General features: G+C 43.6%; 16 protein-coding genes. 10 read left to right on the top strand and 6 right to left on the bottom strand.

Annotated elements, in window-relative coordinates:
• The first annotated feature begins 76 nt into the window (after positions 1-76).
• The 3 genes from DQQ10_RS10940 to DQQ10_RS10930 all read left to right on the top strand — a co-directional run bounded on the left by DQQ10_RS10940 (position 77) and on the right by DQQ10_RS10930 (position 2,927).
• Entirely contained in the window at positions 77-403 is a 327-nt protein-coding gene (locus DQQ10_RS10940; protein WP_112746898.1) for a four helix bundle protein, read from the top strand.
• Between the two features lie 81 nt (positions 404-484).
• A complete protein-coding gene (gene metF, locus DQQ10_RS10935) occupies positions 485-1,441 on the top strand; it encodes a methylenetetrahydrofolate reductase [NAD(P)H] (protein ID WP_112746897.1) in 957 nt (318 codons plus the stop codon).
• 37 nt (positions 1,442-1,478) lie between these two features.
• The gene (locus DQQ10_RS10930; protein WP_112746896.1) at positions 1,479-2,927 is read left to right on the top strand and encodes a tetratricopeptide repeat protein; all 1,449 of its coding nucleotides are present in this window, start codon (positions 1,479-1,481) and stop codon (positions 2,925-2,927) included.
• Between the two features lie 20 nt (positions 2,928-2,947).
• Here DQQ10_RS10930 and DQQ10_RS10925 read toward each other — a convergent pair whose 3' ends face one another.
• The 3 genes from DQQ10_RS10925 to DQQ10_RS10915 form a co-directional block, all read right to left on the bottom strand.
• Positions 2,948-3,409, bottom strand: coding sequence for an NUDIX domain-containing protein (locus DQQ10_RS10925; RefSeq protein ID WP_112746895.1), 462 nt, complete (start codon positions 3,407-3,409; stop codon positions 2,948-2,950).
• Positions 3,402-4,886 carry a potassium/proton antiporter gene (locus DQQ10_RS10920; RefSeq protein ID WP_112746970.1) on the bottom strand — a complete coding sequence of 495 codons (1,485 nt, stop codon included), beginning with the start codon at positions 4,884-4,886 and terminating at the stop codon, positions 3,402-3,404. Before DQQ10_RS10920 ends, DQQ10_RS10925 begins: the two co-directional genes overlap by 8 nt.
• A gap of 104 nt (positions 4,887-4,990) precedes the next feature.
• Complete coding sequence (locus tag DQQ10_RS10915) at positions 4,991-5,404, bottom strand: response regulator (RefSeq protein WP_112746894.1); 414 nt, start codon at positions 5,402-5,404, stop codon at positions 4,991-4,993.
• Between the two features lie 97 nt (positions 5,405-5,501).
• Here DQQ10_RS10915 and DQQ10_RS10910 point away from each other — a divergent pair, with 97 nt between their 5' ends.
• Positions 5,502-5,981 (top strand): hypothetical protein, encoded by a 480-nt coding sequence (locus DQQ10_RS10910; protein ID WP_112746893.1) that lies wholly within the window; start codon positions 5,502-5,504, stop codon positions 5,979-5,981.
• 4 nt (positions 5,982-5,985) lie between these two features.
• Here DQQ10_RS10910 and ypfJ read toward each other — a convergent pair whose 3' ends face one another.
• Positions 5,986-6,831 (bottom strand): KPN_02809 family neutral zinc metallopeptidase, encoded by an 846-nt coding sequence (ypfJ, locus tag DQQ10_RS10905; protein WP_112746892.1) that lies wholly within the window; start codon positions 6,829-6,831, stop codon positions 5,986-5,988.
• 233 nt (positions 6,832-7,064) lie between these two features.
• On the opposite strand from ypfJ, the gene DQQ10_RS10900 reads away from it, so the two are divergent.
• The 5 genes from DQQ10_RS10900 (at position 7,065) to cysM (ending at position 9,871) form a co-directional block, all read left to right on the top strand.
• The gene (locus DQQ10_RS10900; RefSeq protein WP_112746891.1) at positions 7,065-7,280 is read left to right on the top strand and encodes a hypothetical protein; all 216 of its coding nucleotides are present in this window, start codon (positions 7,065-7,067) and stop codon (positions 7,278-7,280) included.
• 5 nt (positions 7,281-7,285) lie between these two features.
• Positions 7,286-7,462: a hypothetical protein gene (locus DQQ10_RS27925; protein ID WP_165823889.1), complete on the top strand. Its 177-nt coding sequence runs from the start codon at positions 7,286-7,288 to the stop codon at positions 7,460-7,462.
• Between the two features lie 37 nt (positions 7,463-7,499).
• Complete coding sequence (locus tag DQQ10_RS10890) at positions 7,500-7,952, top strand: GreA/GreB family elongation factor (RefSeq protein ID WP_112746889.1); 453 nt, start codon at positions 7,500-7,502, stop codon at positions 7,950-7,952.
• 198 nt (positions 7,953-8,150) lie between these two features.
• Positions 8,151-8,993, top strand: coding sequence for a serine O-acetyltransferase (locus DQQ10_RS10885; protein ID WP_112746888.1), 843 nt, complete (start codon positions 8,151-8,153; stop codon positions 8,991-8,993).
• Entirely contained in the window at positions 8,990-9,871 is an 882-nt protein-coding gene (cysM, locus tag DQQ10_RS10880) for a cysteine synthase CysM (protein ID WP_112746887.1), read from the top strand. The genes DQQ10_RS10885 and cysM overlap by 4 nt, the downstream gene beginning before the upstream one ends.
• A 1-nt stretch (position 9,872) precedes the next feature.
• Here the strand turns inward: cysM and DQQ10_RS10875 are convergent, their stop codons facing one another.
• Positions 9,873-11,495, bottom strand: a complete 1,623-nt coding sequence (locus DQQ10_RS10875) for an AsmA family protein (protein ID WP_112746886.1) — start codon at positions 11,493-11,495, stop codon at positions 9,873-9,875.
• A gap of 12 nt (positions 11,496-11,507) precedes the next feature.
• Positions 11,508-11,999, bottom strand: coding sequence for a DUF2267 domain-containing protein (locus DQQ10_RS10870; RefSeq protein ID WP_165823888.1), 492 nt, complete (start codon positions 11,997-11,999; stop codon positions 11,508-11,510).
• 200 nt (positions 12,000-12,199) lie between these two features.
• Here DQQ10_RS10870 and DQQ10_RS10865 point away from each other — a divergent pair, with 200 nt between their 5' ends.
• The gene (locus DQQ10_RS10865) at positions 12,200-12,739 is read left to right on the top strand and encodes a Dps family protein (protein WP_112746884.1); all 540 of its coding nucleotides are present in this window, start codon (positions 12,200-12,202) and stop codon (positions 12,737-12,739) included.
• Positions 12,740-12,821 lie beyond the last annotated feature (82 nt).

Genomic DNA, 12,821 nt, shown 5'->3' with positions numbered 1-12,821 from the left:
GTTGACGTTAGTAATAGAGATGCATTTAATTAACCGTTGTGTATATGACTAAAATTCAAAGATTTGAGGATTTGAAATGCTGGCAAGCTGCGCGGAAGCTGGTCAGAGAGATTTATTTGATGTCGGAAAGTTGAAAACAGATTTTGATACAAGAAGCCAAATTAAAAGAGCCGCATTGTCAACGATGAATAACATTGCTGAGGGATTTGGAAGGTACAGCGCGAAGGATTTCATTAGATTTCTCGATACGTCACAAAGTTCTGCGCAAGAAGTCAGCAGCATATTGTACGTCTTGGAAGACCTTCAATATGTGTCGGGAAAACGAATAGAGACCGCGAGGTCAATTGTAGAAGAAACAAAAAGCCTCACGTTAGGCTTGATAAAATATTTAAGAACAAAGTAAAAAATAGCAAAAAGTATGTGTGGCAGATAAGACGAACGTCAACACGCCAACACACCAACACTTCAACACATTTTAATAAAAATGAAAGTCTGCGACCATTTAGCCTCTGCCAACGGAAGAACACTTTTTACAATTGAAATTCTTCCGCCGCTCAAGGGAGAGAATATTAAGAATCTCTTTAAGAACATTGATCCATTGATGGAGTTCAAGCCTCCTTTTATTGACGTGACTTACCACCGTGAGGAGTACGTATACAAGAAAAAGGAGGGAGGACTTCTCGAAAAAAGTGCTACCAGAAAACGACCTGGTACTGTTGGTATTTGCGCTGCCTTGCAGAATCATTACAAAGTCGATACGGTGCCCCATATTATTTGTGGCGGATTTAGTCGCGAAGAGACAGAGAATGCGTTGATCGATCTTCACTTCCTCGGGATCGACAATGTATTGGTACTCCAAGGTGATGGCATCAAAGGTGAAGGTCGTTTTGTACCTGAGCCCGATGGACATAAGTTCGCTTCCGATTTGTTACAACAAGTTGTGAATATGAACAACGGGAAGTTTCTCGATGAAGATATCTCGAACACAGCGCCAACAAACTTCTGTATTGGAGTAGCGGGATATCCTGAGAAACATTTTGCTGCGCCAAACCTTAAGACAGATCTCAAGTATTTGAAATTGAAAGTTGACCTCGGTGCACAGTACATTGTGACGCAGATGTTTTTTGATAATGCCAAGTATTTTGATTTTGTCTTAAAATGTAAAGAGGCAGGTATCAATGTTCCGATCATTCCCGGGATCAAGCCAATTACAACGAAGACACAATCAAGCGTACTTCCAACAACGTTTCATATCGATTTGCCTGAGGAACTTGCTGACGAAGTTGAGAAATGCAAAGACAATGCGGCGGTGAAAGAAGTTGGGATAGAATGGGCAATTAAACAATCAAAAGAGCTCATTAAAGCAGGGGTTCCAACATTGCATTTCTATTCTATGGGCAAATCCGATCCTATTTATAGGATCGCAAAAGCGTTATTTTAAGAATAACTTGCTTTATTTGGGGTTTGATATGTGAAGTATGGCAAGGACCCTGATTTTTCTGGTATCTCTGTTGACAACAATTCATGGCGCCGTTGCGCAGCAACAGCGGATTGATTCGTTGTTGAAGGCATTGCCAAAGGCGGAAGCAGGGAAACTCCATGTAGACGCGCTAAATCGACTTGCATTTGCCTATACGCCGGTTTCTGTAACCGAAGCCGAACGGTTAACCAAAGAATCGATTCAAGAGGCCCGTGAGTACAACTACGAATCGGGTATCGCCGATGCTTATCGAACGCTAGGCGTGATCTATTACGTGCGCGGGGAATACCACCTGGGTGCACAATACTCTTACGAAGCATTAAATCTTTACGAAAAGCTGAAGGATAAGACTGGCCAGGCAAAGGTGCTCAACAACCTGGCGTTAATTTATCTTGAAGAGAAAGACTTTGAAAAAGTAAAGATGTTTTCTGAACAATCGCTAGCCTTAAAGCGAATGGCAGGAGATAGTGCTGGCGTCGCAAATTCTTATCTGGCACTTGCGGAATATCATTTAAATCAAAAGAATTTTGATCGTGCCATGAGCCTGTGTGAATCAGCAAGAACACTCTATGACCGTGCACATGATTGGCGCGGCAGTTATGCGTCATTCCAGATGGGAGAAATATTTCATGCGCAACAAAATTATACTGCCGCGCTAGAGAAATATCAAAGCGCGCTGACCGACTCTCAGCGCACACATGACTACGTAGCAACCATCATGATCAGTAAAAAACTCGGTCAATTGTTTCTCGAAACACAGCAACTTGACTCTGCCTATTCTAAATTGAACTACGCGAAGAACCTTGCACGTGAAAAAGTAAGCCGTCACAATGAAATGCAAATTGATCAATTGCTTGCCGATTATTTTACAGGCATCGGTCGTGTTGACTCCGCATTGTACTATACAAAAACAGCGATGGCGATAGAACGCGAAATCTTCAATCATCAGAAGTCTGAGCAGATCGCGATGCTGCAGATGTTATACAACTTTGAGAAGAATGATCGCGAACTAGAATTTCAGAAAAAGATTGTGCGGCGTCAATATGTGGCGATTATTGGCGTGAGCTTAATTCTATTGCTGACGACAATCTTCGGTGTCAAGTTTTATAAGCTCAACAAGAATAACCTTCAAGCGAAAGAAACACTCATTAAGCTGAATGAAGATATTCATAAGATGAATGAGAACCTTGAGGCGATGGTACAAGAGCGTACCGAAAAAATTAAGTTTCAAAATCAGAAGCTCATCGAATTTACCTTCTTCACGGCACATGAGGTCCGTGGACCTGTTGCGCGGATTCTTGGGTTGATTGAGCTTTCGAAACTTGATGAAATTCAAGCTGACGAGAAAATACAAATCTTAAAGCGTCTGGAAGAAGCTGGCCTTGAACTGGACGAAGTAATTCGTCAGATTAATCGTAAAATGGAGAAAGGGCAATTGAAAGCATAGTGCTTATACGGAACGAGTATTTACGACCAAGACTGTAATGCTTCCTCCAACAGCGGTATCTGTGCTGGCCGAATCATCTCTTTTGCCTTTTCGAGTGAAAACCACCCTGCACGATCATTCTCTGGTACATTAATTTTTTTGCCGGAGTGTGGTGGCCATTCAAGTTCAAATGTATTGCAAACAATACCCGCGGCAGGGTCCCACTTCCCTAAAAACGTCCAAGCATGTACAACTTTGCCGCTCTTCATTCGAACCGGTTTAAGCGCCTTAAAAGGTTTATGAGGTACGATACCCGTTTCCTCTTCGAACTCACGAAGGGCAGCATCTAATAGCGCCTCTCCGTTGTCAGGCATACCTTTAGGAATGCTCCACACACCTTCATTCTTTTTTGCATAGAAAGGGCCACCAGGGTGTACCAGAAAGAACTCAAGTGCGCCGTTTACTTTTCGACACATGACGAGACCGGCGGAAAGTTCAGGCATGCTGTGGTGGAAGTTTTGGTTTGAAACATTCGTGCACCTTTTTGACAGTTTCTTTTCTGTCGGCCATCATTAGCAAATGATCACCGGGGCTGAGAACCGTTTGCCCATTGGGAGAGAAATATTTTCCTTCGCGATGAATGAGCACAATGAACGATCCTGGCGGAAGTTTTAAGTCGACAACCGCTTTCCCTGCACTCGCGGAATTGTTCATAATGTCGAGTTCGATCAATTCGGATTTCGAATCATCGTTTAGTTCTATGTCGAGTGGGAACTTTCTTTTGATCTTGCCGGGGACACTTACGCGCAGCCATTTTCCAATGATGGGTAAGGTTGTGCCTTGCAGAAGTACCGAAGAAAGCGAAATGAAAAATACCAAATTGAAGATCATGGTTGCGCCTTGCATACCCGCGATGAGGGGATATGTAGCAAACACGATTGGTACGGCCCCTCGTAAGCCCACCCAGGAGATGAAAAGTTTTTTTCTGTAGTCCATATCGTGTGAAAAAGCAAGCGATATAAACACGGCCAGTGGTCGCGCAACAAATATCAATAGCGCAGCAATTAGAATTCCTTTTCCGGCCACGGGAATAACGTTGCTCGGAAAAACCAATAGCCCAAGCGTTACGAACATGATGATTTGCATTACCCAGGCTTGGCCATCATAAAATTTCATCATACTTTTTTTGTGGATGAAACTGCTGTTGCCGAGGACTAAGCCGGAAAGGTATACCGCAAGAAATCCATTACCACCAATAAAATCGGTAAAGGAGAACGTGAAGAAAACAAGAGAGAGCATGAGTACGGGATACAATCCCTGCACTTCTAATTTTATTCGATTGATTGTCCAATTCATGAAACGCCCCATGCCGTAACCAACGACAGCGCCAATAGCCATGCTGATGAAGAATGTGGGAAGCATCGAAAGCATGGATTTTTCTGGATGCAAGACCAGGTAGGTGAGATTCGTCGTGAGGAAGTACGCCATCGGATCGTTGCTACCGCTTTCAAATTCAAGAAGCGGCCGAATGTTTCCCTTTAACCCGATGTTGTGCGATCGGAGTATCGAGAATACAGCAGCAGCATCAGTAGAAGAAACGATCGCACCGATAAGTAGTCCTTCAATTAAACTGATGTCAAGTAAATAGCTTGAGAAAATACCGACGACGCTTGCTGTGATCAATACGCCGAGTGTTGCGAGCGCGATCCCATTTTTTAGTACAGGCTTTACACTTCCCCATTTCGTATCCAGTCCGCCGGAAAATAAGATGAACGTCAGCGCAACGACCCCGAGAAATTTAGCGATGTGTGGATCATTAAAATAAATTCCACCAGGGCCTTCTGATCCCGCTAGCATGCCGATGATGAGGAAGAATATAAGCACGGGAATTCCAAAACGAAAAGACGTCTTACTGGCTAATATGCTCACGAAAAGCAGTATTGAACCGACGAGGAGGATATTTTCATTTGATGGAATCATGACCCGATTTAGGCTTATCCCTAATTTCGTCATGTTCTTTCACATTGCCATGAAGCGGCTGCAGATAATCGCGGAAAAAAGTTGGTATATGGTACCGCGGTTCATTAGGGACGTTTACATTTCGTCCAATAGTCAAATATCATTCGTAGTGATTGTTCAATCTTTTCCATGCTGGTCTCTTTAAGAAAAAATCCTTGAACCGTGAGGTGGTACGCTTCACGAACTTGCGCTGGACTTGCTGCGGTTGAAAAGAAAACAAAAGGTATGCTTTTTTCTCGAAGCGTAACATCGTTGTGAATTTCGCGTCGCAGCTCAAATCCATTCATCAAGGGCATATTGACATCGCTCATGATCAAAAAGGGTCTCTCGGTGGTGCTTCGCAGATACTTTAAGGCATCGCGTCCGTCATCAAAGAAAAGTATTTCGTGGGTGACGCCGATCTTCTCACATACCTTCGCCAGCAAGAACTGGTCATCTTGGTCGTCGTCAACAATGATGATAGGATTCTTTACGCTCATAAAACATTATAAATATGAAAAAATAATGCCACACCATCGCCAGTAGCCAGTTCGTTGTATATTTTTGAAAACGATTTTAACCAATCTATTTCTCAAAATGAAAGCAGTTTATCTATTCGTATTCGTGGCTTTAATCACATGTGCGTGTGTGTCTAAACCAGCAGAAACTTTTCAATCTAAACTCATCGGAACATGGCAGCTCGTTGATGCGCTGCAGATCAAAAAAGATTCGACCATTCACACTACTGTACCGGGTAGAAAGATGATCAAAATAATCAATGACACACACTTCGCTTTTCTTAATCACAATGTTCGGGAGAAAGGTGACACAACGACAACTCATTTCTTTGGCGGCGGTGGCGGTAGCTACGACCTCGTTGACACACGGTATACGGAGCATCTCGAGTTTTGTACAGCTCGTGGATACGAAGGAAACGACTTCACATTCGATCTTGAAATCCGTGGCGATACCCTTATTCAGAAAGGCGTAGAAGCATTAAAGGATTTTGGAATCGGTGAAGAGAACCTTCAAATTGTTGAGGTCTATGTTCGTGTAACTCCTCCTGCGAAGCAATAACCTCTCAATCTACTTCATTAAAAGTATTTCCATCCTTGAGATTGCCAGATTCGAATCCACGCTTAAACCAGTACATACGTTGCTCAGATGTACCGTGCGTGAAAGCGTCGGGCACTACATATCCTTGTGATTGTTTCTGCAGATTATCATCACCAATGGCATTGGCGGCTTGAAGTGCTTCTTCAATGTCGCCAGCCTCAAGGATGTTAATCTCTTTGGCGTAGTGCGCCCATACACCCGCGTAAAAATCGGCTTGTAACTCAAGTTTTACAGAAAGCGCATTGGCCTCTCGTTCTGTCATACTTTGTTGTGCACGATGTACTTTTGTTGATACACCCAAGAGATGTTGCACGTGATGACCAACTTCATGCGCAATGACGTAAGCCATGGCAAAGTCGCCGGGTGCGCCGAAGCGATCTTTCAATTGGTCATAAAAGCTCAAATCGATATACACTTTCTGATCTGCGGGGCAATAGAAAGGTCCTGTTGCCGCAGATGCAAAGCCACAACCAGATTGGTCTGTATTGGTGAATAACACAAGCACAGGTTCTTGGTAATCTGCTCCGAGCTGCTCTTGAAAAATTTTACCCCAAGCATCTTCAGTATCTTTCAATACAACCTTTACGAAGTTGCCTTCTTCGTCTGCAGCGCCAGAGGGTACTGGTTGCTCGTAACTTTGTGTTGGTTGTTGACCGATATCAATATATTCTAATGGATTTTTACCCAGCAGGAGCGCGATCACCACGATCACAATGCCACCGATTCCACCACCTACCGCCATTCTACCACCACCGCCACCGCCTCTACGATCATCTACGTTACCACTTTGTTGTCTACCTAACCAGCGCATACATTTTGTTTTTTGAGTTTATAAAATGAATATACATAATGCGGGATACCCGTGCGATACCTTGAGATGATCAAAGCATAAAACCACAGGCCAATTACGGTGCTTCTCGCGCGGCCAAAGTTGTAGAATAAATCACCATCTGAGGTATTGTAAAAAGCCGTGATATTGTCTTAAAACGGCCTTATAACGATGGTATGAAAATTTAATCTACCAGATCGGCTTAATCTAAAGGTATGAAAAAAGTATTTCTAACATTCATGATGATGGTGACGATTTTAGCTGTTATCGGCGCAGGGCTCCATCATGGTTCAGTATCTCAACGACCTAAACCCAAGAAGGCTCCGTCCTGTGGTTATACTATTGTTGAATATGGTAAAGGCATCGATTGCAATGGCGATACGGTGAAACTTATTCGTGAGCAAGGGATTCAAGTATTGGCTAGCCGATAATGCAAATGAAAACAATTAACTACCGCTCATTATTTTGGATTTTCGTGCTCGCCATGTCGATGACGAGCTGCGAACTTGTCGGCGATATTTTTAGCGCTGGCGTTTACACAGGAATTTTCCTGGTCGTTTTTGTTGTTGTCATCATCATTGTGGTGATTGCGAGAATGGGCAAAAAGGGGTAGTGGATTTATCGAATAAGTTGTTGCAATTTGCCGCCGCATGAGTGATTTAAAACAACAACTTTATCAAGCAAGTCTCGCCCAAATTACCGCGCGGATTCAAGCTGTGGAAGAAGCGATGCAGGCCGTTCAAGCAGATGCTGCGGAAGAAACAAAGAGTAGCGCCGGCGATAAGTACGAAACTGGTCGCGCGATGATCCATTTGGAAATGGAAAAACTATCATCGCAGCTTGAGGAATTCATCAAGTCGAAAAAAACGCTCGAACAGATTGACCTCCAAAAACGTTCCGATACCGTCCAACAAGGTGCTGTCATTTTAACAGACGATAGTCATTATTTTTTAAGTGTAAGCCTTGGGCAACTGCGCGTCGGCGACAAATCATTTTTTTGTATTTCACCCGCGTCACCGGTAGGGCAAGCGTTGCTTGGAAAGAAAAAGGGCGATGTAGTATCGTTCAGAAATCAACGCATCGTCTTACGCGAGGTGTTGTAATGTGCGGCTTTAACGCCTCGTTAACAATTTTGTCCCAACCCGCACCACATTCCAACCGTTTGTCTTTTGTCGAATGAGGCCTGCTTTAAGCGTCCCTAACGTTTACTCGTTTGGAGGATAACGTCAAGCGCGTGACTTCTTGCTCGATAATTTCTTCGTAATATTGAACCTTAGTGCCGGAAATTTTATTTTGAGTTAATGAACCACCAATCATTTTTTCATCGTCTTTACACGTCTCATCAAGCGTGCCCCACATGCCCTTCACCAGAAGCGATTTCGCGCTTTTATATTGATTTGTTGGGCGCCCTTTTTGCAGACTTCACACAACTCTCGCACTTGAATGAGGCGGCTTTCTTTCAGCATATGGAAAAGCTTAAGAAGACGCTTGAATCATTACTTCAGAGCAATTCGCCTCGCATAGGTTCGCCTACAGCGATCGCTGACAATTTTTTTGAAGCACTGCCTACGATATATGACAAACTTCAGCGCGATGTTGATGCGATGTTCGAAGGTGATCCGGCTGCAAAAAGTAGGAGCGAAGTCATCAGAACATATCCTGGATTTTATGCGATCGCCGCATATCGCGTAGCACATGAATTGCACAGCCAAAATGTGCATGGTATTCCCAGGATTATTACAGAGCATGCACACAGTAGAACTGGTATTGATATCCATCCTGGTGCGCGCATTGGTGAGCACTTCTGCATCGATCACGGAACGGGTATTGTTATTGGCGAAACAACAGTCATTGGCAATCACGTGAAGTTATATCAGGGCGTAACACTAGGGGCCTTGAGTGTAAACAAGGAAGATGCCGAACGGAAGCGTCATCCGACACTTGAAGATAACGTTGTGGTGTATGCAGGCGCCACAATATTAGGTGGTGAAACCGTAATCGGTCATGATAGCGTGATCGGCGGAAACGTGTGGCTCACGCGTTCTGTGCCGGCGCATTCTAAATTGTATTACCAGGCAAAAATGTTCAACGGGGAAACGAATGAAACGGACCTCGTTGTTTTTAGACAAGATAAAAAGTCATGAAATTAACAGAACTCATTGGCAATACGCCACTCGTCGAACTTCAACGTATTCCAGTCAATAAGAATGTAACCATCTACGGAAAGTTAGAAGGAGACAATCCAGGGGGAAGTGTAAAAGATCGTGCAGCGTATGGGATGATCAAAGGCGCGCTTGATCGCGGCGACATCAAGCCTGGCGACAAACTGGTTGAAGCGACAAGTGGAAACACGGGCATTGCCTTAGCGATGATTGCAAATCTTATGGGCTTGAAGATGACGTTGATCATGCCTGATAATTCTACTCGCGAACGTGTGCTGGCGATGGAAGCGTATGGTGCAAAGGTAATTCTAACGCCGTCGGCGAAGACGATCGAGTATTCGCGTGAGCTCGCGGAGTCGATGGCCCAGAACGAAGGGTATCACATTCTCAATCAATTTGGCAACGCCGATAATTACGGCATGCATTACCGTACTACTGGGCCCGAAATTTGGCGTGATACACAGGGAAAAGTAACACACTTTGTTTCTGCGATGGGCACGACAGGAACAATTATGGGGGTCTCTCGTTTTTTGAAAGAACAAAATCCCAACATACAGATCGTTGGAACTCAACCAAAAGATGGCGCTTGTATTCCTGGGATAAGAAGATGGTCGAAGGAATTTTTGCCCAAGATTTTTGAGCCAGAACGTGTAGATCGTGTAATCGACATCGCCGAAGCTGACGCACGTAGTTACACCAAAAGACTTGCGAAAGAAGAAGGTGTCCTTGCGGGTATGAGTAGTGGTGGTGCGCTCACGGCAGCGTTGAAAGTAGCAAGCGAAATTAAAGAAGGTGTAATCGTCTTTATTGTGTGCGATCGTGGCGACAGATACTTAAGCTCAGATTTGTTCGGCGACTAGCTTACCGCTTTGACGGTTTCGCGCGATCATTCTTTTTTAAGTCTTCGGTGAACTCTTGAAGCTTGTCAATTTTATAAGCTGATTTGATTCCTGAGAAGATAGATTTCCACCAATAGTTAAATATCGATCGCTTCTGATCGCGATAAAAAAGTATTGTCCCAGTTTTGCTGTCGTCTTTGTCATCTTCTTGTGCATCTTTTTTTAAGATGAACGTATTCAGCAGGAGCGTTTTGATCATGCTGACTTTTATTTCCTTCTTGCTATTCTGGCGAAGGCTAATTATTCGAAGGTCTTCATAGTTCAATTCAACGTTACCGTCAGAACGATATACATTGTATTTGAAATTGAATTTCAGATTTGTCATGGTGCCTGACTCTACACGAACTTTGGCGGCTGGCCCGAGCATATCGTTTAACTTGACCATCGGGAAGTTCTTTAACGATCCTTTTGCCGTATAAGGTTTGGTTGTATCGGCAGGAAATGTAAAGTCGACAGATAATTCTCCCTTGCCCATAAACTTCGATTTCGCATGCATCACAGTCTGTTTGTCGGGCGCCTTGGTATTGCTAATGCCGATGACAGTTGCTTGAAGCTTGTCGAAGAAGACGGCACCAGAGGAGTCTCCTTTCTCTGGAAATTCTTCATAAGAAACAAGGCCTTCATCGAGACGTAATGTATCGATGTTCAAATCAAATGGCAGCCGTTGTACAAAATTTGAAGGGAGTGTAGTGCGTTTGTCTTTGATAAATGGAAGGCGCTTGTCGCGGTACACTTCCATGAATAATTGTGTTCTTATTTTCCGAATGTCGACCGCTATGCCGGGATTGCCACGCAGCGAAAAGCCACTGACTTTGATGTATGGAATAACAGCTTTAATGTAATCAATCTCTTTTCCGTTCTCACGCATGAATTGTTTTCGCGTAAGTTTTGGTGTCATCTTAAAAGTGTCAACTTCAAAGGTGTGTTTCTCGAGGTCAAGGCGCACATCTTTTACAGAAAAGGCATAGCGCTCTTTCGGAAGATCAAATGCAAATCCTTGAATATGTACACTGGATTGCCGCCACGCGAGCGAATCGTTGACTCGTTCGAGACCTAAGTGTTCAACAAAAAAGTCGGACTTCACATGCGCGATGGTATCCTGACTGACGGAATCTTTTAGTAAGAAAGACGATCCGGTGATAGTGATTCTGTTGATGTATAAGTCTTCGAAAAAAGCATTTCGTGTCTCAGATTCTGGTGCCTTCACATTGAGTCTAAAGGATAATGCGGGATCTTCGAGTGCAACGTTCTTGATTGAAATTGTCCTGTTCTTGATGAAAGGGATAATCTTGAATCCACTTACCTGAAGAAACGGGATAGCAGCGGAAAAATCTCGGTTCGTCGTATCAAGACCCACGCTCACCTGAAGGTCGCTGATGTTAAGGTCGCCGCTCCAAGTGTTAATTTTCGCCGATTTAAATTTGATGTAAATACCTTTACTGCGGAGGTCGCCTAAACGGTTATGTAGCGTGTCGCGAATCTTGGATAACAAAAGGTATCTGCCCCCGAAGAAAGCGATCACAACGAACAGCAATACAGAGGCTAAGATCCATCGAAACCTTCGGCCCGTCTTAAGCGCGGTCATAATATGTATGGGTTATGCTGCGGCTTCCACCGGAACTTCCCGCAGTTCTTGTTTTAATGCCTGACTAAGACCTTCGAACTTATCGAGGTTAACCAACTTGTAGAGATTCTTTAAGGTAAGAATGATTGCTGAAAGCGCATGTACTTCGCTCTTGAAAAGATTCTTTTTCGATTTTCGATCCCGTGCCATTACAAGGTTAACGAATTCATCCAGGTGATCAATTTTTACGATCTCTTCATCACGCTTCCAGTTTGCAGCAAACGTTAATTTCAAGAAGTCGGGGAGTTCGTTGATCAGCAAGCTTGCGCGGTCTAACGGCAATGTCTGTCGGAGGGCTTGGAGGACTGACGCGACGAGGATCACAACTTCTTTGGGTTCCTCGATCGATAGCTCTTTCGCGATCTGCCGAAAGAAAATCATTTCGTCATCTTGTTGTGGTGGTGTTGGATTGGAGGTGTCTTGTTTCATGTCGAATAAATTGTTGTATGTAATCGTCTTATACATTCTTGTACCAGTACATTTTTGTGAAAACATCCACCTTTTACCCACCAATCAGGCATATATCGGGCGCTCTGGTAGCTGTTGGTGTAGAGTTAATCCACGATTTGTCCATATTTTTCTACTGGCTCACTGAAATTCATTTGCCGCGCCGGTGGTATTTCCACTGGAATAGTTATTGAACAAGCATTGTCAAATAAACGACTATGCAAACCACTGAAAACGATATTCAAAATGTACCGCAAACCCAACTTGACAATCGGCTTGCGAAATCAAAGCCGATTAAACTGGGCTGGAGTACAGAGGAAACAGAACGCATTTCCATCGTGCTGAACGAACTGCTCGCCAATTACAGCGTCCATTATCAAAAACTGCGCAACTATCATTGGAATGTGAAGGGCTCAGATTTCTTCGACCTGCATCTTGAGTTTGAAGAACAATACAATGAGGCGCGTGAAAATATAGATGTCATCGCCGAACGTATACGCGTCTTTGGAAAAACACCATTAAGCACCATGAGGGATTATTTAGAGATCTCTGAAATTAAAGAGACTACTACCGATCTCAAATCCGATATAATGGTCCGTGAAATATTGAGCGATTACCGAATACTGTTACAATATATGTTTTCCGTTGTAGGTGTTGCCATCGACCAAAATGATTCGGGTACGGAAGAGATGACCAAAAAGTTTATCAATAGTATCGAGAAACATCATTGGATGTTGTCGGCCTTTTTATCAAAGTAACGTCTCTGGTGTTCGCTAGAATATTTTTAATGGTTTTTCCTAAAGTCTCATTTTATTTTGGGCATTAAATTTTCATGGTTGG

The sequence above is a fragment of the Pseudochryseolinea flava genome (genome assembly GCF_003286915.1).
GTDB lineage: Bacteria > Bacteroidota > Bacteroidia > Cytophagales > Cyclobacteriaceae > Ohtaekwangia > Ohtaekwangia flava.
This window is presented reverse-complemented; position numbering and strand designations above follow the sequence as displayed.